The sequence below is a fragment of the Bradyrhizobium sp. BRP20 genome (assembly GCF_020194215.1).
GTDB lineage: Bacteria > Pseudomonadota > Alphaproteobacteria > Rhizobiales > Xanthobacteraceae > Bradyrhizobium > Bradyrhizobium yuanmingense.
This window is the reverse complement of sequence record NZ_JADYVY010000003.1, coordinates 227,785-245,703: the sequence shown is the minus strand read 5'-3', so window position 1 is coordinate 245,703 and position 17,919 is coordinate 227,785. Positions and strand designations below refer to the sequence as shown.

Here is a 17,919-nt window from a genome sequence, read left to right as displayed (position 1 = left end):
GATGAACGCTGATGAGCCGGCTGCGCTGCGCAATCCTCGACGACTATTTCAATCTCGCCCTCGACGTCGCCGACTGGCCGAAATTGTCGGATCGCGTCGACGTCACCGTGTTCAGCCATCCCTTCGCCTCCGAGCAGGCCGCAGCCAGTGCGCTCACCGACTTCGAAATCATTTGCGCGATGCGCGAGCGCACGGCGTTTCCCAAGAGCCTGTTCGATCGCCTGCCGAAGCTTAAGCTGCTGCTGACCTCGGGCATGCGCAACGCTGCGATCGACATCGAGGCCGCGAAAGCGCGCGGCATCGCCATCGGCGGCACGCAATATTCCCGCGATCCGACGGCGCCGCTCACGATGGGCCTGATCCTGGAATTGACCCGCGGCATCGGCCGAGAGAACGCGCGCATGCATGCGGGCGAGTCCTGGCAAACATTTGCCGGAGTCGAGATCGAAGGGCTGACGCTCGGCGTCGTCGGGCTCGGCAAGCTCGGCAGCAAGATGGCGGGCATTGCGAAGGCGTTCGGCATGAACGTGATCGCCTGGAGCCCGAACCTCACCGCGGAGAAATGTGCGGCGGCCGGCGTCGGCTACGCCTCCAAGGAGGAGCTGTTCGCCAAGGCCGACATCGTCACCATCCACGTGGTGCTGAGCGAGCGCTCGCGTGGCCTCGTCAGCCGCGCGGATCTTGCGCGGATGAAACCGACGGCCTTCCTGGTCAACACCGCGCGCGGGCCGATCGTGGATGAGCAGGCGCTGCTGGAAGTCTTGCAGCAGCGCAAGATCGCAGGTGCAGGATTGGACGTGTTCTCGGTCGAGCCGCTGCCGGTCGACCATCCCTTCCGCAAGCTCGACAATCTCGTGCTGACGCCGCATCTGGGCTACGCCACCACGGATGGTCTGCGCATCCATTACGGCCAGATGGTCGAGGCGATCGACGCCTTCACCAAAGGCGGCGAGCTGCCGCGGAAGCTGGCCTGAAACGAAAAAGGGCGTGCCGACGGCACGCCCTTCGCAATCTCATCGAGTTGAGGCCCTCAGCGCACGGTGACCGGCGCGGGCAGCGGCGGCACAACGGTGGGCTGCGTCCCCGGGACCGGGCCCGCCTGGGCGGACATCGGAGCCGGCCCGGCAGCGCTCTGCGTCGGCGCAGCGGAGGCCGTCGCCGTTCCCGGCGGCGGACCACCCGGCATCACGACAACGCGGGTGCCGACCTTGACGCGCTCGAACAGGTCGGAGACGTCCTCGTTCAGCATGCCGATGCAGCCGGAGGAGACGAACTTGCCGATCGTCGAGGGCTGGTTGGTGCCGTGGATGCGGTAGACGGTCGAACCTAGATACATCGCGCGGGCGCCGAGCGGATTACCCGGGCCGCCGGCCATGAAGCGCGGCAGATAGGGCTGACGCTCGATCATCTCGGTCGGCGGATGCCAATCCGGCCACTCGGCCTTGCGGGTGATCTTCTGCACGCCCGTCCAGGTGAAGCCGTCGCGGCCGACTCGGACGCCGTAGCGGATCGCACGGCCGCCTCCGAGCACGTAATAGAGGTAGGTGTTGGGCGTATCGACCACGAGCGTGCCGGCCGGCTCCTTGGTCTGGAACGCGACCTCCTGACGGCGCAGGTTCGGCGGCAGCTGCACCGGCGCGGCATCGGGCTGCTCCTCGGGCGGCAGCGCGGCCAGGGTCACCGGGCGGCCATCCGTGCCCACGGGCGGCTGTCCGGCCTGGACCGTCCCAGTCGCGGAGGGACCGCCCACAGACTCGGGCGGACGCAGGCCATCGTTGGCGGGCGATTGCTGAGGCGGACGGTCGGCGTAGATCACCGCCGGCGGACCGGCGGGGCGGCCGTAGCGGGGATCGTCGGGCGACATCACGGGGCCCTGCGGCGCGGCCGAATAGACCGGCGGGGCGCCAGCCGGGCGCCCATAGCGCGGATCATCCGGCGACATCACCGGACCTTGGGGTGGGGCGGCCGAATAGACCGGAGGCGCGCCCATCGGACGACCGTAGCGCGGATCGTCGGCCGGACCGGGCGGGGGCAGCGAGGCATGCGGCATCGCGTCGTCGTCTTCATCCAGCGCGTCGAAATTCGGCATGCGGTCACCGGGCCGATATTCGGCAGGCGCGCCATAGCTTGGCACCTGCTGGATCGGATAGCTCTGAGCCTGAGCGAGCGAGGTTCCCGCCGCAGCGACTGTTGCGGCAGCGCATATCGTCAGAAAGTGTTTGATCATCATCGCTCTTGTATAGTCCCCAAGCCCGACCGGACCGTTAACGGCCAGATGACGGAAGATAGCGGCACATTCAAGACATATCAGGCGTATTTGCGCCGGATTTGCCGATTTGTGATCCGCAAGACTACCGTTGCCCCGTTGCATCACGGGGCTGAAATCGTATCGCGCCTTCGATGGCCGCGATGTTGGACCGCGATTTTAACGGAACGATGCGGAGACGTTGCGATATGGTCGAATCAGCCTGATTCGCCACCTTTTTGAGCTCCGATCCCGCGTGGCGAACGCGGCAAGCAGTACCGTCACCGCGTTCAGATGGCTCTTGAGCCCCGGCCACTTCCGCCGCCGGGGCGGAAATTCGCAATCGCTCAATGCTTCCCGGCTTTCGCTTCCTGTTTGCCGCGATCCTGCTGTCAACCTCCATCCTGGTGTTCGGCCTAGGGGCCGCCGCTCTGCTCCGGGCGACCCATCAGCAATATGTCAACAACCCCGGCTGGCGGAACGGGCCGCAGGAGCAAATGTTTGCGCAGGCGCCCGAGCCGGCCCAGCCGGTGCTCGCGGTGCTGCGGACCGAGCCGGAGCCACCTGCCGAGACCACGCCATCGCTGCGCGACCAGGTGCCGACCATCGCTCTGCCCCTGAGCGAGCCCGAACAGGTTGCTGCACTGACGACCGAGACCGACGTCCAGCCCGAGGCCGCCGCGCCCCTGGCTGAAGTGCCGGCCATCGAAGCAGCCAAGCCCGAACCGACCGTGACGGCCGCAGCGCCGGCTTCCATCGATACGCTGACCCCCGCCGACACCACGGCCGGGATTCCCGAGGCCCAGCCTGCCGCAATCGCCAGCGAGCCGGAACCAGCTGACCCGGCCCTCGCCGCCGCGGCGCTCGATGTCGCCTCCGCAAGGCTCGCTGCGCTGAACGCCGCCACAGCGGCGACGGACGCGCCGGCGAAGGTCAAGGCCGAGAGCAGCAAGGCCGAGAGCACCAAGTCGGACAGCAAGGCGACCAAGCGCAAGGCGAAAGCCAAGAAGCGAGCCCGCGTGGTGCGGCGCCCACCGCCTCAGCAGTTGCAGCAGCAGCTCGATCCGTTCGGTCAGCAGCAGCCGGCCTTCGCGACAACGACGACCGCACGCACGCGGTGATCTTACTTCTTCACCTCTCCCCGCTTGCGGGGAGAGGTCGGAATACGCGCGTCGCGCGGATTCCGGGTGAGGGGGTACAGGTCCGTCGATAGTCTCATCGTGTGGAGAGAGGCCCCTCACCCCAACCCTCTCCCCGTAAGAACGGGGCGAGGGAGCGTACCGTCATCGTGGCTGCAACCTCAAGCCGGGCCGGTCGCGATGGCCGGGCCGCCGGCCTGGCCCCATTCCGACCACGAGCCGTCATAGAGCGCGGTGTCGGTGATGCCGAGGCGGTAGAGCGCGAGCGTCAGCACGCCGGCCGAGACGCCGGAGCCGCAGCTCGTCACGATCGGCGCATCCAGCTCGACGCCGGCATTGGTGAAGGCGGCGCGGAGCTCGTCGAGCGGCTTCATCTCGCCGGTCGCGGCGTCGAACAGCAGATTGTAGGGCACGTTGCGGGCGCCGGGGATGTGACCGGAGCGGATGCCCGGGCGCGGCTCGGGCGCGCGGCCTTCGAAGCGATCGGCGGCGCGCGCGTCGATCACCTGCTCGTTGCGGCTTTCGACATTGGCGATCAGTTGCTGCATGCTGCGCACGCGGTTTGCGTCATAGCTCGCCGTGAAGGTCGTCGGCTTCGGCTTGACCTCGCCGCTCTCGGTCGCGCGTCCCTCAGTGCGCCACTTCTTCAGACCGCCATTGAGAATGCGCACGTTGCTGTGGCCATAGGACAGGAACATCCACCACGCACGCGGCGCCGCGACCCAGCCGCCGGCATCATAGAGCACGACGGTGTCCGCGTTGGAGATGCCGAGATTGCCGACGTCGCGGCCGAACTGCTCGGCGCTCGGAAACATGTGCGGCAGCGGGTTGGAATGATCCGACACCGCATCGACGTCGAAGAACACGGCGCCCGGCAGATGCGCGGCGAGATAGTCGTCCTTCGGCAGCGGCAGCACGCCCGGCAGCTTGAAGCTGGCGTCGAGGATCTTGACGTTGGCATCGCCGATGTGAGCGGCGAGCCATTCGGTGGAGACGAGGGGGTCGGTGGCGGTGGTCATTGAAGCATTCTCCGTTGGTCATTCCGGGGCGTGCGAAGCACGAGCCCGGAATCCATCGTGCCTCAGACTCTGTGGATCAATGGATTCCGGGCTCACGCTTCGCGTGCCCCGGAATGACGGGTGGAGAGGGCAAGGCCCTCACCCCTTCTTCTTCGGCTCCCACTTCTCCGTGGGCCCGCCGGCATCGCGCCAGGCGGCGTAGCCGCCGGCGATATGGGCGACGGGCTTGAGGCCCATGTCCTGCGCGGTCTTGGCCGCGAGCGCAGAGCGTAAGCCCCCCGCGCAGTGGAACACGAACTTCTTGTCTTCCTGGAAGATCGGTTTTGCGTACGGGCTCTGCGGGTCGATCCAAAATTCGAGCATGCCGCGGGTGCAGGCGAAGGCGCCGGGGATGCGGCCGTCGCGCTCGATCTCGCGGGGATCGCGGATGTCGACGATGACGACGTCGCCGTTCTTGGAGATCTCGATCGCGTCCTTGGCGGTGAGCGTCTCGATCTCGGCATTGGCCTCGTCGATCAGCGCCTTGATGCCGCGGGTGATGGTCTGGGGCACGTGCTTCTCCTTCTTGTTGTCATTCCGGGGCGCGCGTAGCGCGAGCCCGGAATCTATTCCTCTACATGCACTGCGGCCCGATGGATTCCGGGTTCGCCCTTCGGGCGCCCCGGAATGACGACGGGAGGCATCAATGCGTCAATTCCTTCATCGCAGCTTCCAGCCCCTCGATCGTGATCGGATACATACGATTGGCGAAGATGCGCTTGATGATGGTGGTGGATTCCGAATAGTCCCAGTGCTTCTGCTGCACCGGGTTCAGCCACACCGTATGCGGATAGGTGCGGATGATGCGGTCGAGCCAGACCGAGCCGGGCTCCTCGTTGACATGCTCCACCGAGCCGCCGGGCACCATGATCTCGTAAGGCGACATCGAGGCATCGCCGACGAACACGACCTTGTAGTCGTGCGGGTATTTGTGCAGCACGTCCCAGGTCGGCGTGCGGTCGGTGAAGCGGCGCTTGTTCTGCTTCCACACGCCTTCATAGAGGCAATTGTGGAAGTAGAAATACTCCATGTGCTTGAACTCGCTCTTCGCCGCCGAGAACAGCTCCTCGACCTGCTCGATATGCGCATCCATCGAGCCGCCAATGTCGAAGAACACCAAGAGCTTCACTGCATTGCGCCGCTCGGGGCGCATGTGCACGTCGAGATAGCCGTGATTGGCGGTCTCGCGGATGGTGGTGTCGAGATCGAGCTCGTCGGGCGCGCCGGTGCGCGCGAATTTGCGCAGGCGGCGCAGCGCCACCTTGATGTTGCGGATGCCGAGCTCGACATTGCCGTCGAGATCCTTGAACTCGCGCTTGTCCCACACCTTCACGGCGCGGTTGTTGCGGTTCTTCTCCTGGCCGATGCGCACGCCCTCGGGATTGTAGCCGTGCGCGCCGAACGGGGAGGTGCCGGCGGTGCCGATCCATTTGGAGCCGCCCTGGTGACGGCCCTTCTGCTCCTCGAGCCGCTTCTTCAGGGTCTCCATGAGCTTGTCCCAGCCCATGGCCTCGATCTGCTTCTTCTCTTCTTCCGTCAGATACTTCTCGGCGAGCTTCTTCAGCCACTCCTCGGGGATCTCCGCCTTGTCCATGGCCTCGAGCAGGCTTTCCAGCCCCTTGAACACCGTGCCGAAGACGCGATCGAACTTGTCGAGGTTGCGCTCGTCCTTCACCAGCGAGGCGCGCGACAGGTAATAGAAATTCTCGACCGTATAGTCCGCAAGGTCAGCGTCGAGCGCCTCCATCAGCGTGAGGTATTCGCGCAGCGTCACGGGGACCTGCGCATCGCGCAGAGAGGTGAAGAATTGCAGGAACATGGGTGACAGATTGCCCGTCGGGTGGCGAACGTCAAGGGGCGCAGACCGTCGCGGGACGCTGGACCGGCAGGCTTTTTGCTCTAGAATTGGCGACAATGAGGGGTTGTTTGGGGGACGTTTGCAATGGGAATTCTCGCAGCGCTGATCATCGGTGCCATCGCCGGCTGGCTTGCGGGCAAGATTGTCCATGGGGCGGGATTTGGGCTGATCGGCAACATCGTCGTCGGCATCATCGGCGCGCTGGTGGCGAGCTGGGTTCTGCCACAGCTGCACATCCAGCTGGCAACGGGCACAATCGGCGCCATCGTCGATGCCACGATCGGCGCGGTGATTGTGCTCGTCATCCTTTCGCTGATAAAACGGGTCTGAAAGCCTGACCGAACCAGGAACGGCCGCCGCGAGCGGCCGTTCGCTTGTCGTGACCGAGGCCATTGATACTGGCAATGCGTTGCGGCGACGACCAACAAGGACGCGCGATGAAATTTACCGGCACCAAGGACTATGTTGCGACCGACGATCTCAAGGTCGCCGTCAATGCTTCGATCGTGCTCGAGCGTCCGCTCCTGGTGAAGGGCGAGCCCGGCACCGGCAAGACGGTGCTGGCGGAGGAAGTGGCGAAGGCGCTGAACGCGCCGCTTCTGACCTGGCACATCAAGTCCACCACCAAGGCGCAGCAGGGCCTCTACGAATACGACGCGGTGTCGCGCCTGCGCGACAGCCAGCTCGGCGATGCGCGCGTATCCGACATCCGGAACTACATCAAGCGCGGCAAGCTGTGGGACGCCTTCACCAGCGAGCAGCGCCCGGTGCTCCTGATCGACGAGATCGACAAGGCCGACATCGAATTCCCCAACGATCTGCTGCTCGAGCTCGACCGCATGGAATTCCATGTCTACGAGACCGGCGAGACGATCAAGGCGAAGCAGCGCCCGATCATGATGATCACCTCCAACAACGAGAAGGAGCTGCCCGACGCGTTCCTGCGCCGCTGCTTCTTCCACTACATCAAGTTCCCCGACGCCGACACGATGGGCCGCATCATCGACGTGCACTTCCCCGGCATCAAGAAGCGCCTGGTCGAGGAAGCGCTGCGCATCTTCTTCGAAGTGCGTGAGGTGCCCGGCCTGAAGAAGAAGCCGTCGACCTCGGAGCTGCTCGACTGGCTCAAGCTGCTGCTCAACGAAGACATGAGCGCCGAGCAGCTGCGCGAGCGCGACCCGCGCAAGCTGATTCCACCGCTGCACGGCGCGCTGCTCAAGAACGAGCAGGACGTGCATCTGTTCGAGCGGCTGGCGTTCTTGAGCCGAAGGGAAGTGTAGGCACGCCGTAACGCGTCGCACGGTGCCGTAGGGTGGGCAAAGGCGCATAGCGCCGTGCCCACCATTCCTCCGTGATGGATGCAGATCGTGGGCACGCTTCGCTTTGCCCACCCTACGATATCGAGTGTGTCGCGAGCAGCCTCCCGATCCCGTCATTGCGAGCGCAGCGAAGCAATCCAGTATCCCTCCACCGCAGTAGTCTGGATTGCTTCGCTGCGCTCGCAATGACGGAGCAAGGAGCAACGGCGTCGTTCTCCGCTGGCAATTCAATTTGCAGACACAGCTTCGCAGCCTCGCGGCTCATCTCGCCCGAGCTTTGCTTCATTCCGTCGCCTCAAAAGAAAGAGGGCGCAGGGAAGACCGGGTGCCGACGGGCACCCGCGGTCCGCTGCGCGAAAAGCACACGCAGAGAAACCGCACAGCAGCATACAGGTGTCGCCGATCACTCGGCCTTCCCTGCGCGATGGTCGGACGGCTTATGCCGTGCTCTCCCGGGAGCCGAATTCCTTCTGGCCTCCCTCGCCCCGCGAATTGACGATGCCGTCCGCCCGGTTGGGCTCGCGCGCATCTCCGCAGCCAGCTTGACCGTAGCAACGACGGCCAGGACCACACGGTTTTGCCGTACGCAGCTCATCCGGCTTCGCCAAGAGGCTTCGCCGGACTTCAGCGCCGTTCGTCTGCACGCGGCCTCGGGCTCACAGGGACTACCCGCCCTGCCCGCACCCATCGTGCCGACGCTGCCGCGTCCACCGCAACCCGGCCCGCGTTTCGAACGACTCGCGAACCGCCCCTCTTTCGTGAGCCGGGCTGGTTCGATCTATGCCGCAATTCCGAATTTCGGTAAAGCGGAATATTTTAGTGCGAAGGGGTTGACGGGTTGCGGGGTGTTTTGCCCGACGGGCAGCTGTAGGATGGGTAGAGCGCAGCGAAACCCATCGTGCTTCAGCGATTTCCGCACGATGATGGGTTTCGCTGCGCTCTACCCATCCTACAGATCATCGCATCAACTCGGCTCTCCGAAGTCCGCGCCGCGCTCTAACTTTGAGAGATCACCAGCCCAGTCTGCCGGATAGATGCCGAGCGCCACGTGGCGGTGGAACGACGAGTGGCCCCAATCGCACACCCGTTTGACGAGGCCATGCTTGACCGGGTTGATGTGCACGTAGTTGATGTGCCGGGCATAATCCTCCTCGTTCCGAATGGTGTGCTCCCAATAGCGACGCTGCCAGATGCCGCGCTCCCCTCTGGCGGCGCGGCTAGCCGACACCGGCTCGCTTGTTGCGAGACTACGGGAGAAAGCGGATTTGATTTGTCGCCAGCGCGTTGCAAAATCGGCATCTCCGTCCGGCATCGTCCAGACGGTGTGAAGATGCTCCGGCAGGATCACAATCGCATCGATCGTGTAGGGATGCCGTCGACGGATCTCGCGAAAGGCTGCGCGCAACAGGTCGATATTCGCCGTCAGAAGCGATTGTCGGCGGTCGGCGAGATTGACCGTGAAAAAGAAGCTTCCGCCGGGGACGAAGTTGCGCCGATAGGAGGTCATGCCTCATCATGGCACAACCTCGCATAGACGTCATCGCTCTTGTAGGATGGGTAGAGCGCAGCGAAACCCATCCTACTTCAGCGATTGCCGCACGATGATGGGTTTCGCTGCGCTCTACCCATCCTACGAAGATATCACGCCACCGCCGCGTCCGGTATCCTTGCGGCTTCCATCGGCGCCTTGCCGCGGATCAAATCCGAGGCGCGGTCGGCGATCATCATCGTCGACGCATTCAAATTCGCCGAGATCATGCGCGGCATGACGGAGGCGTCGATGACGCGGAGGCCTTCGAGGCCGTGGACGCGGAGGTGGTCGTCGACGACGGCCCAGGTGGAATCCGCCGGGCCCATGCGGCAGGTGCAGCCGGGGTGGAAGGTGGTGGTGCCGCGTTGGGTGGCGGCGGCTAGGAATTCGTCGTCGGTGTTGACGTTGGGGCCGGGGAAATCCTCGTAGGCGTAATAGGGCGAGAGCGGCGCACTCTTCAAGAGGCGCCGCGCCAGCTTCATGCCGCCGACGATGACGCGGCGGTCGAGCTCGGCGTCGAGATAATTGGTCTGGATGATCGGCGGCGCGAACGGATCGCTGGAGCGGATCCGGACATAGCCGCGGCTCTCGGGACGCTGCTGCCAGGACGCCACGGTCATGCCGGGCTCGTCCTCGAGCTGGCCCTGCACGCCTTCTTTGTAAGAAGCCGGCGTGAAGGTGAGCTGCAGGTCGGAGCTCTCGGCGCTCTCGCCGGAATGCCAGAAGCAATAGACCATGGTCGGCGACAGCGACAGCAGGCCCTTGCGCTGGGTCGCCCATTTCAACGCCTCGATCCACAGCGAGAAGCCGCGGCGGAGCTCGTTGATGGTCTTGATGTCCTTGACGCGCGCCACCGTGCGCGGGGCGTAATGGTCCTGCAGGCCTTCGCCGACCGGTAGCGCGTGACGCACGGCAATGCCGTGCTGCTGCAATAGGTCCGGCGAACCGATACCGGAGAGCTGCAGCAGCTGCGGCGAATTATAGCTGCCGCCGGACAGGATCACCTCCTTGTTGGCGCGCACCTCGACCGGCTGGCCGCCGCGACCGCCCTTCATGTAGCGCACGCCGACCGCGCGCTTGCCCTCGAAGATGATCTCGGTCGCGTGCGCATGCGTATGCACATGCACGTTGGGCCGCTTCATCGCCGGCTTGAGGAACGCGGTCGCGCCGGAGACGCGCAGGCCGTTGTTGATGGTGCGCTGGCAGTAGGAGACGCCTTCCTGGGTCTTGCCGTTGTAATCGGGGTTGCGGGGAATGCCGAGCGAGACCGCGCCTTCCATGAAGGCCTCGCAGAGCGGATCGCGCCAGTTCATGGTGGTGACGATGAGGCTGCCGTCGCGGCCGCGATAGGTGTCCTCGCCCTCGCCGATCCGCTTCTCCAGCCGCCGGAAGTAGGGCAGCACGTCGGCATAGCCCCAGCCGCGATTGCCCATCTGCGCCCAGGTGTCGAAATCCATGCGCTGGCCGCGATTGTAGATGTGGCCGTTGATCGAGGACGAGCCGCCGAGCGTCTTGCCGCGCGGCGCGTAGATGCTGCGCCCGCCGGTCCACGGACCGGGCTCCTGCTGGTAGGCCCAGTTGATGCTCTTCATGTGGAAGGTCTTGATGAAGCCCGCCGGCAGATGGATGTAGGGATGCCAGTCGGACGGGCCCGCCTCGAGCACGCAAACGGAGGTGTTGGGGTCCTCGCTGAGCCGGCTGGTGAGCACGCAACCGGCGGAGCCCGCGCCTACGATCACATAATCAAATCTATCCATGGTCCCTCGGCCGCCCCTAGCGCGGCTTGTCGTTGAGTTGGAATTCGAGATGCGCCTGCACCGTCGGCCATTCAGCGGCGGTGATGCTGTAGACGACAGTATCGCGCAAGGTGCCGTTCGGCGCGATCTGGTGGCTGCGCAGGATACCGTCCTGCTTAGCGCCCAGGCGCTCGATGGCGCGGCGGCTCTGGTGGTTGAAGAAGTGCGTGCGGAACTCGACCGCGATGCAGTTCAGCGTCTCGAAGGCATGGCGCAGCAGCAGCAGCTTGCACTGCGTGTTGAGCGCGCCGCGCTGCGCGCTCTTGCCATACCAGGTCGAGCCGATCTCGACGCGGCGGTTGGTGGCATCGATGTTCATGTAGGTGGTCATGCCGACGATCTTGCCGCCGGCATCGAACACGGTGAAGGGCAGCATCGAGCCCGCGGCCTGCAGGCCTAAGCGGCGGTCGATCTCCTTGCCCATGTCCTCCGGCAGCGGGATTGCGGTGTACCACAGCTTCGACAGCTCGCCGTCCTTGACCGCCTCGACCAGCCCTTCGCGATGGTCATGCGACAGCGGCTCGAGACGGGCATGCTGTCCGCGCAGGGTGATGGGATCGGGCCAGGGCATTCTATCGTTCCTTATGATTGTCATTCCGGGGCGGCTTGAAGAGCCGAACCCGGAATCTCGAGATCCCGGGTTCTATGCTCCGCATAGCCCCGGGATGACAATCGCGTTTTACGCGATTGTCACTTGTTCAGAAAATTCAACGGCAATCCGCCGCGCGGCCAGTCCATGGCGATCAGCTCGCCCTTGCCCGACAGCGTGATATAGGCGGTCTTCAGCTCGGGGCCGCCGAAGGCGATGTTGGTGGTGACGCGGTCGCCGGTCGGAACCTGTTCCACCAGGGTGCCGTCGGGCGCGATCACCGAGATGCAGCCGGAGACGAGCGTGGCGACACAGACATTGCCGTTCGCTTCCACCGCGAGCGAGTCGAACATCTGGTAGCCGCCAAGGCCGCAGATCGGCTGGCCGCGCTCGCCGCGATAAATCGGATCGCGCGGCTTGAGCGTGCCCGGCGCCGAGAGCTCATAGGCCCAAAGCCGCCCGGTCGGCGTCTCCGCGATGTAGACCGTATTCTCGTCCGGCGACAGGCCGATGCCGTTCGCCGGCAATACGCCATGCACGATTTCGACGATCTCGCTCATGCCGGGCTTGAGGTAATACATGCCGCCGACGTCCATATCGCGCGCACGCCGCTTGCCGAGGTCGGAGAACCAGAGGCCGCCGTGCTTGTCGAAGACGAGGTCGTTCGGCCCGCGCAGATCGTGCGCGCCACATTTGGTCACGACGGTCTCGACCTTGCCGGATTGCAGATCGACGCGCTGGATCGCGCCGCCGAGATAATCGTCCGGCTGCGGGCCGGGCATGATCATCTTGCCGGCCGGAATCCAGGAGAAGCCGCCATTGTTGCAGATGTAGATCTTGCCGTCGGGTCCGAGCGCCGCGCCATTCGGGCCGCCGGGAATCTTCGCCACGATCTCCTTGCGGCCGTCGGGATAGACGCGCGTCAGGCGCTGGCCGCGGATCTCCACCAGCACGACCGAGCCGTCCGGCATCACGACCGGCCCTTCGGGAAATTCGAGGTCGGTGGCGAGAACGCGGACGTTGGACATTGGAGACCCTCCCGGCTGCTTGTTATGGCTTGCGCGGGATGTCCGGCACGGGCCCCCGCAGGCAAGATTTGCCTGCGGTTATGGCAAAGTCGCCGGAGCTTGCCAAGCAAGCGGGACGGTATGCCAGCGTTGCGTGTTATTCTCTGACCGGTATCCAGATTTCGAAGCCGCCGTTGCCGGTCGCGGGATCGAATTTTTCGTCATAACGCTCGAAGTTGGGCGCGTCCGCGGCTTTCAGGCCAGACGCTGGCAGCCATTGATTCCAGATCGTGTTGACGGTGCGCCGGATCGAGGCGACGTGATCCTTGTGCGTGAACACCGCATAGCGCTGCTCCGGAATGCGGATGCGACCGAAGCGGCGCGGCAGGTCGGAGAAATCGGCGACCTCGACGCCGGCAATGTAATCGAAATTGCCGGCATCATCGCCGTTGCAGCAGACGCCGTAGGCGACGTGACCGACCCGCGCGGGGATGTCGGCGACCTCCTGATTGAAGCGCTGCCACAGACCAGGGATCATGGCACCGTTGTCGCAGGAGATGCGCTCGGCGGGGCCGGCGACGAGGAAGGCCTTTGCGGTCTCGAAACGCGGTGGGGCAAGATGGTCGAGCATGGTGGAATCCATGAGGATCGGCTCCTGTAGCCTGAGCTGCTTGACGCACGCTGCCGCCCTCACCGCTTCGGGCGTGGTGCCGAATTGGTCGCGGAACGCGCGGGTGAAAGCTTCGTGCGAGCCGTAATCCGCCTCCAGTGCCAGCGACAGGATGTCAGGTGCGCCCTTTGCCAGACTGCGCGCCGCCTCCGTCAGCCGCCGCGCGCGCACGTAGCGCATCACCGGCAGACCGACGGCTGCGGCAAACGCACGCACAATGTGGAACCGCGACACGCCCGAGATCGCAGCGATCTCGTCGAGCGTCATCGGCTCGGCCAGATGGCTCTCGATATACCAGAGCGCGCGCTGGGCTGGATTCATGGCGGTTCAGGCTCTCGTTCGAAGCGCGGTGATGATGCGCCGATCGGCATCACTTTGCTTGATCGGCATTGCTGTCGTTTGCATGAGGATAGCCGGTCAATGGAAGCTGGCAACGCCCCGGTGTTCGTGGCTACACTCGCCGAAACCGCTCACGAGAAAGAGGAACCGGGTCATGGAAATCACCGATGTGCGGGCGCACCATATCCGCATCCCCTATGATGCCGGTGTCGCGAGCTTCCGCCAGGGCGCGTCCGCCATCACCGCACTCGACATGGTCCTCGTCGAGGTCACAACCGATACCGGGCTGACCGGCTGGGGCGATGCTTTCGCCTATGTCTGCCCGCGCACGACGCGCAGCGCTGTCGAGGAGATGATCGCGCCGCAGGCCCGCGGGCTGAAGGTGCCCGATGCCGCCGGCATTGCCGCGGTGATGGAGCAGATCCAGCGCAATTTGCATCTGTTCGGCCGCTACGGCATCACCATGTTCGCGATCTCCGGGCTCGATATCGCATTGTGGGACCTCGCCGCAAAGATCAAGGGCGTGCCGCTGCACCGCCTGCTGGGCGAGATCAGGCGCACGGCGATCCCGGCTTACGCGAGCCTGCTCCGGATCGGCTCGCCCGACGACATCGCCGCCGAATGCAGGAAGGCGCTCGCGCTCGGCTATGGCGCGATCAAGCTGCACGAGACCACGACGCCTGCGGTGCTTGCCGCGCGCGAAGCGATCGGTCCCAACATTCCACTGATGGTCGACATGAACTGCCCGCTGACCGGGGAGCAGGCGATCGCTTTCGCGGCGACATGCCGCGACGCGCAGCCGATGTTCCTGGAAGAGCCGGTCTGGCCGCCGGAAGACTTCGCCACGCTTGCCGAGGTGCGCAGCAAGAGCGGGCTCGGAATTGCCGCCGGCGAGAATGCCTGCACCGAATATCAATTCCGCCAGATGATGGAAGCGGGCGCGGTCAGCCACGCCCAGCCGTCAGTCATCAAGGTCGGCGGCATCACGGAATTCCTGAAGGTCGCAGGCTTGGCCGATCGGCTCGGCATCAGGATCGTGCCGCACTCTCCTTACTTTGGCCCGGGCCTGCTGGCGACGCTGCATCTGCTCGCGACGCGCGACGACGGGCTGGTCGAGATGTTCTATTTAAAGCGCGAAGCCTGCCTCTGGGGCGGCCGCGCCGATGTCGATGCAAGCGGCCATGTCGCGGTGCCCTCGGGTCCCGGGCTCGGCTACGAGCCCGATCGTGGCGTGATGGAGCGATATCGCGTCGCGTGATCGGCGCGCCTATTTCGCAGCATCCTTCGCCGGCGGCGCGTCCTGCTTCTTCTTCAGATCCTCAGTGGTCTTCGCCTGCGCGGCCTGGAGATCGAGAAGCGTCTTCTGCAGGCCGGCGATGGCTGTCTTCAGCGCATCGATCTGGCGATTGGCAACATCCAGCTTTTGCTGATGGTCGAGGCTGAGCTTGGTGATCGTCTTCTGCAGGAAGTCGACATTGCTCTGGAGGCAGCTGGTGCGGCGCTCCATGGTTTTCTCGACCGTGCAGATCTCGATGCCGGGCACGTCCTGCGCGAGCACCGGCAGAGGCGCCAGCGTGGCGAGCAGCAACATTGCGAAACAAATTCCGGCGTTTCGAAGCAGCATGAAAGTTCCTCGGCCAGTCGATCACATCAATGTGCGCTGTTTGCGCGCTGCAGCGTGAGGCTACCACACTCGCACCGCATTCTCGCGTTGAGCTTGGGCCCGTTCCCCTGGGACGGGGAGCAGTGAACCGCATGCGGGAGAAGTGGGCGCTCTCCGCGGCTTTGTTTAGGGGAGATTTTTGGAATGGCAACGCGCGATAGACGTTTGGCGGAATTCGACGGCGCCGGAGAACCACCGCCGGGCCTGCCACTCGAAGTGCTGTGCGAGGATCACAGCGGGACATATCAACTGCCGTTCGCCTGCCGCTATGTCGAGGGACGCTGGCAAAACCACGAGGCCGGGATTGCGGTGGAAGCAACCGTGATCGGCTGGCGCCTGCCGCGCCTGAAGCAGCGCGGGGCCGCCTGAAGGCGGTGTCTGTTTCAAAATGCGACGGGGCCGCGCTGCGCTTTAACCTTCGGAACGCGGCCCGAACGAATCACGTCCGAATCAGCCGAAGCGCCTTGTACGCACCTGTTCACGGCTAGATCTCGCTGCGGTTCGGCAGGCGCGCACAATATCTGCGCAGCCGGCCGGATCGCAGGCGCCTGTCGCCGGGTCCAAAGGTTAATTGTTGCAAGGGCATAGCGCCGCGGTCCGCAGCGGAGGGCCGCCGCCCTCGAAACAGGCACAGCCGTGCAACGCCTGCCTAATATTCGACCTCGAGCTCCTCGATCTCGGCCGGCTCCTCCTTCGCCGCCGCGACCCATTCCTGCATCTCGGGCATGGCCATGATGGTGTCGGCATAGGCCTTGAGCGGCGGTGCGAGCTTGACGTCATAGGTCACGAAGCGCGTTACGACGGGAGCGTACATCGCGTCCGCCATGGTGCGCTTCTCGCCAAACAGGAAGGGACCGCCCGATTTCTCCAGGCAGTCGCGCCAGATGAACCAGACCCGGTCGATATCGGCCTGCGCCCGCGACCAGATCTTGAAGCCGGGAAAGTGCCCCTTCAGGTTGACCGGCAGCGAGGCGCGCAGCGTGGTGAAGCCGGAATGGATTTCGCCCGAGATCGAGCGGCAATGGGCGCGCTGGATGCGGTCGGCCGGCAACAGGTCGGCGTCCGGCATGACCTCGTTGAGATATTCGGCAATCGCCAGCGTGTCCCAGACCACGGCGCTCTCGTGCCGCAGGCACGGCACCAGGATCGAGGACGACAGCAGCAGGATCTCCGCACGCGCCGACGGATCGTCCGGCTCGGTGACGATCTCCTCGAAATCGAGCCCGGAGAATTTCGTCAGCAGCCAGCCACGCAGCGACCAGGACGAGTAGTTCTTGCTGCTGATGGTCAGTGTCGCCTTCGCCATAGAGCCCTTCCCTCACGCCTGGGCAACGCACCGCCGCGCGTGCGTGCCCGTGATCTGTGCCTACCCGACGGGGCGCAGCAAGCGACGTGCCAATTTTCCGGGCGGTCCGGCTCCCGTCTGGCTTCGATATTGCATCACGACAGGAGGCAAGTGGGCGCTTCAGTATGATGTCGATGTATTATCAGGCTTTTCAGAACCACATGGACCTGACGGCGCCATGGCGCGCGGGGGCTTCGTCCGCACTCAAATTCCTCAATCTGGTGCCTCAGGGCTCATCGGACCAAGTGGTCGGCCGGCTTTCGGCCGCGCTGGAGCTGATCTCGCGCTCCACCCTCACCTATGACCGTCCCGCCTACGGCATCGACAGCGTCATGGTGGGCAACCGCGACGTCGCGGTCAGCGAGGAGATCGCCTACGCGACGCCGTTCGGCTCGCTGCTGCACTTCAGGAAACACGGCGTGGCCGAGCAGCCGCGCATGCTGCTGGTTGCGCCGATGTCCGGACACTTTGCCACGCTCCTGCGCGGCACCGTGAAGACGCTGCTGCAGGACCACGACGTCTACATCACCGACTGGCACAATCCGCGCGACATCCCGCGCAGCGAGGGCCGCTTCGGGCTCGACGACTACACCGAGCACCTGATCGACTTCCTCGGGCAGCTCGGGCCGCGCCCGCACATGGTGGCGATCTGCCAACCGTCCGTCTCCGCGCTCGCGGCCGCCGCGATCATGTGCGAGGACAACCATCCCTCGCGCCCGGCGACGCTGACGCTGATGGCCGGCCCGATCGACACGCGGATCCAGCCGACCAGGGTCAACGAGTTCGCCAAGAGCAAGCCGATCGAATGGTTCGAGCGCAATCTGATCAACTACGTGCCGGTGCAATGCCGCGGCGCCCTGCGCAAGGTCTATCCCGGCTTCGTGCAGCTCACCGCCTTCGTCTCGATGAATCTCGAGCGCCACATCAAGCAGCATCTCGACCTCGCCAACCACATCGCCAAGGGCGAGAAGGAGAAGGCCGCGACCATCAAGACCTTCTACGACGAATATTTCGCCGTGATGGATCTGCCGGCCGAATTCTACATCGAGACCGTGCGCGACGTGTTCCAGGAGCATCTCCTGCCGCAAGGCAAGCTGATGCATCGCGGCCGTCCCGTGAACACCAGGGCGGTCAGCCGCATGGGGCTGATGACGGTCGAGGGCGAGAAGGACGACATCTGCTCGATCGGCCAGACGCTCGCCGCCCAGGACCTCTGCACCGGCGTGCGCGCCTATCGCCGCGTCCACCACATGCAGGCCGGCGTCGGCCATTACGGCGTGTTCTCCGGGAAGCGCTGGAACAACGAGATCTATCCGCTGCTGCGGGATTTCGTGCACGTGAATTCGTGAGGCGCACGCCG

Annotated in this window: 18 protein-coding genes; 7 read left to right on the top strand and 11 right to left on the bottom strand. The window is 64.8% G+C overall.

Annotated features, from left to right (window positions below; translation table 11 throughout):
- Window positions 1-11: 11 nt before the first annotated feature.
- Window positions 12-974: a D-2-hydroxyacid dehydrogenase family protein gene (locus I6F33_RS10120; RefSeq protein ID WP_225134538.1), complete on the top strand. Its 963-nt coding sequence runs from the start codon at window positions 12-14 to the stop codon at window positions 972-974.
- Window positions 975-1,030: 56 nt separating this feature from the next.
- Here I6F33_RS10120 and I6F33_RS10115 read toward each other — a convergent pair whose 3' ends face one another.
- A complete protein-coding gene (locus I6F33_RS10115) occupies window positions 1,031-2,227 on the bottom strand; it encodes a L,D-transpeptidase (RefSeq protein WP_225126648.1) in 1,197 nt (398 codons plus the stop codon).
- 368 nt (window positions 2,228-2,595) lie between these two features.
- On the opposite strand from I6F33_RS10115, the gene I6F33_RS10110 reads away from it, so the two are divergent.
- Window positions 2,596-3,366 carry a hypothetical protein gene (locus tag I6F33_RS10110; protein ID WP_109144721.1) on the top strand — a complete coding sequence of 257 codons (771 nt, stop codon included), beginning with the start codon at window positions 2,596-2,598 and terminating at the stop codon, window positions 3,364-3,366.
- A 179-nt stretch (window positions 3,367-3,545) separates the two neighbouring features.
- Here I6F33_RS10110 and sseA read toward each other — a convergent pair whose 3' ends face one another.
- From sseA to I6F33_RS10095, 3 genes are all read right to left on the bottom strand, one after another.
- Window positions 3,546-4,403: a 3-mercaptopyruvate sulfurtransferase gene (gene sseA / locus I6F33_RS10105; RefSeq protein ID WP_036028518.1), complete on the bottom strand. Its 858-nt coding sequence runs from the start codon at window positions 4,401-4,403 to the stop codon at window positions 3,546-3,548.
- 138 nt (window positions 4,404-4,541) lie between these two features.
- Entirely contained in the window at window positions 4,542-4,955 is a 414-nt protein-coding gene (locus I6F33_RS10100) for a rhodanese-like domain-containing protein (RefSeq protein WP_028179894.1), read from the bottom strand.
- A gap of 130 nt (window positions 4,956-5,085) precedes the next feature.
- On the bottom strand, window positions 5,086-6,261 hold the full coding sequence (locus tag I6F33_RS10095) for a VWA domain-containing protein (RefSeq protein ID WP_036042143.1): 1,176 nt from the start codon (window positions 6,259-6,261) through the stop codon (window positions 5,086-5,088).
- Window positions 6,262-6,384: 123 nt separating this feature from the next.
- On the opposite strand from I6F33_RS10095, the gene I6F33_RS10090 reads away from it, so the two are divergent.
- Window positions 6,385-6,630, top strand: coding sequence for a GlsB/YeaQ/YmgE family stress response membrane protein (locus I6F33_RS10090; RefSeq protein ID WP_036028526.1), 246 nt, complete (start codon window positions 6,385-6,387; stop codon window positions 6,628-6,630).
- A gap of 107 nt (window positions 6,631-6,737) precedes the next feature.
- On the top strand, window positions 6,738-7,580 hold the full coding sequence (locus tag I6F33_RS10085; RefSeq protein WP_036013181.1) for a MoxR family ATPase: 843 nt from the start codon (window positions 6,738-6,740) through the stop codon (window positions 7,578-7,580).
- Between the two features lie 1,003 nt (window positions 7,581-8,583).
- Here the strand turns inward: I6F33_RS10085 and I6F33_RS10080 are convergent.
- The 5 genes from I6F33_RS10080 to I6F33_RS10060 all read right to left on the bottom strand — a co-directional run bounded on the left by I6F33_RS10080 (window position 8,584) and on the right by I6F33_RS10060 (window position 13,533).
- Entirely contained in the window at window positions 8,584-9,126 is a 543-nt protein-coding gene (locus I6F33_RS10080) for a transposase (protein ID WP_225142276.1), read from the bottom strand.
- 134 nt (window positions 9,127-9,260) lie between these two features.
- The gene (locus I6F33_RS10075; RefSeq protein ID WP_225142275.1) at window positions 9,261-10,907 is read right to left on the bottom strand and encodes a GMC family oxidoreductase; all 1,647 of its coding nucleotides are present in this window, start codon (window positions 10,905-10,907) and stop codon (window positions 9,261-9,263) included.
- A gap of 16 nt (window positions 10,908-10,923) precedes the next feature.
- Complete coding sequence (locus tag I6F33_RS10070) at window positions 10,924-11,517, bottom strand: GNAT family N-acetyltransferase (protein WP_225142274.1); 594 nt, start codon at window positions 11,515-11,517, stop codon at window positions 10,924-10,926.
- Window positions 11,518-11,636: 119 nt separating this feature from the next.
- Window positions 11,637-12,563, bottom strand: coding sequence for an SMP-30/gluconolactonase/LRE family protein (locus I6F33_RS10065; RefSeq protein WP_225142273.1), 927 nt, complete (start codon window positions 12,561-12,563; stop codon window positions 11,637-11,639).
- Between the two features lie 136 nt (window positions 12,564-12,699).
- Window positions 12,700-13,533 (bottom strand): AraC family transcriptional regulator, encoded by an 834-nt coding sequence (locus tag I6F33_RS10060; protein ID WP_225142272.1) that lies wholly within the window; start codon window positions 13,531-13,533, stop codon window positions 12,700-12,702.
- Between the two features lie 172 nt (window positions 13,534-13,705).
- On the opposite strand from I6F33_RS10060, the gene I6F33_RS10055 reads away from it, so the two are divergent.
- Complete coding sequence (locus I6F33_RS10055) at window positions 13,706-14,809, top strand: mandelate racemase/muconate lactonizing enzyme family protein (protein ID WP_225142271.1); 1,104 nt, start codon at window positions 13,706-13,708, stop codon at window positions 14,807-14,809.
- 9 nt (window positions 14,810-14,818) lie between these two features.
- Here the strand turns inward: I6F33_RS10055 and I6F33_RS10050 are convergent, their stop codons facing one another.
- On the bottom strand, window positions 14,819-15,175 hold the full coding sequence (locus I6F33_RS10050; protein ID WP_036028535.1) for a hypothetical protein: 357 nt from the start codon (window positions 15,173-15,175) through the stop codon (window positions 14,819-14,821).
- A gap of 183 nt (window positions 15,176-15,358) precedes the next feature.
- On the opposite strand from I6F33_RS10050, the gene I6F33_RS10045 reads away from it, so the two are divergent.
- Window positions 15,359-15,583 (top strand): hypothetical protein, encoded by a 225-nt coding sequence (locus I6F33_RS10045; RefSeq protein WP_036028537.1) that lies wholly within the window; start codon window positions 15,359-15,361, stop codon window positions 15,581-15,583.
- Between the two features lie 280 nt (window positions 15,584-15,863).
- Here the strand turns inward: I6F33_RS10045 and I6F33_RS10040 are convergent, their stop codons facing one another.
- Entirely contained in the window at window positions 15,864-16,520 is a 657-nt protein-coding gene (locus tag I6F33_RS10040; RefSeq protein WP_225142270.1) for a glutathione S-transferase family protein, read from the bottom strand.
- A 164-nt stretch (window positions 16,521-16,684) separates the two neighbouring features.
- Between I6F33_RS10040 and I6F33_RS10035 the strand changes: the two genes are divergently transcribed.
- On the top strand, window positions 16,685-17,908 hold the full coding sequence (locus I6F33_RS10035) for a polyhydroxyalkanoate depolymerase (RefSeq protein WP_081492994.1): 1,224 nt from the start codon (window positions 16,685-16,687) through the stop codon (window positions 17,906-17,908).
- The last annotated feature ends 11 nt before the right edge of the window (window positions 17,909-17,919 follow it).

What these genes read in the sequence shown, in the direction of transcription:
- I6F33_RS10120 (WP_225134538.1), top strand. Translation starts at nt 12, where the DNA reads ATGAGCCGGCTGCGCTGCGCAATCCTCGACGACTATTTCAATCTCGCC.
- I6F33_RS10115 (WP_225126648.1), bottom strand. Translation starts at nt 2,227, where the DNA reads ATGATCAAACACTTTCTGACGATATGCGCTGCCGCAACAGTCGCTGCG.
- I6F33_RS10110 (WP_109144721.1), top strand. Translation starts at nt 2,596, where the DNA reads ATGCTTCCCGGCTTTCGCTTCCTGTTTGCCGCGATCCTGCTGTCAACC.
- sseA (WP_036028518.1), bottom strand. Translation starts at nt 4,403, where the DNA reads ATGACCACCGCCACCGACCCCCTCGTCTCCACCGAATGGCTCGCCGCT.
- I6F33_RS10095 (WP_036042143.1), bottom strand. Translation starts at nt 6,261, where the DNA reads ATGTTCCTGCAATTCTTCACCTCTCTGCGCGATGCGCAGGTCCCCGTG.
- I6F33_RS10090 (WP_036028526.1), top strand. Translation starts at nt 6,385, where the DNA reads ATGGGAATTCTCGCAGCGCTGATCATCGGTGCCATCGCCGGCTGGCTT.
- I6F33_RS10085 (WP_036013181.1), top strand. Translation starts at nt 6,738, where the DNA reads ATGAAATTTACCGGCACCAAGGACTATGTTGCGACCGACGATCTCAAG.
- I6F33_RS10080 (WP_225142276.1), bottom strand. Translation starts at nt 9,126, where the DNA reads ATGACCTCCTATCGGCGCAACTTCGTCCCCGGCGGAAGCTTCTTTTTC.
- I6F33_RS10075 (WP_225142275.1), bottom strand. Translation starts at nt 10,907, where the DNA reads ATGGATAGATTTGATTATGTGATCGTAGGCGCGGGCTCCGCCGGTTGC.
- I6F33_RS10070 (WP_225142274.1), bottom strand. Translation starts at nt 11,517, where the DNA reads ATGCCCTGGCCCGATCCCATCACCCTGCGCGGACAGCATGCCCGTCTC.
- I6F33_RS10065 (WP_225142273.1), bottom strand. Translation starts at nt 12,563, where the DNA reads ATGTCCAACGTCCGCGTTCTCGCCACCGACCTCGAATTTCCCGAAGGG.
- I6F33_RS10060 (WP_225142272.1), bottom strand. Translation starts at nt 13,533, where the DNA reads ATGAATCCAGCCCAGCGCGCGCTCTGGTATATCGAGAGCCATCTGGCC.
- I6F33_RS10055 (WP_225142271.1), top strand. Translation starts at nt 13,706, where the DNA reads ATGGAAATCACCGATGTGCGGGCGCACCATATCCGCATCCCCTATGAT.
- I6F33_RS10050 (WP_036028535.1), bottom strand. Translation starts at nt 15,175, where the DNA reads ATGCTGCTTCGAAACGCCGGAATTTGTTTCGCAATGTTGCTGCTCGCC.
- I6F33_RS10045 (WP_036028537.1), top strand. Translation starts at nt 15,359, where the DNA reads ATGGCAACGCGCGATAGACGTTTGGCGGAATTCGACGGCGCCGGAGAA.
- I6F33_RS10040 (WP_225142270.1), bottom strand. Translation starts at nt 16,520, where the DNA reads ATGGCGAAGGCGACACTGACCATCAGCAGCAAGAACTACTCGTCCTGG.
- I6F33_RS10035 (WP_081492994.1), top strand. Translation starts at nt 16,685, where the DNA reads ATGATGTCGATGTATTATCAGGCTTTTCAGAACCACATGGACCTGACG.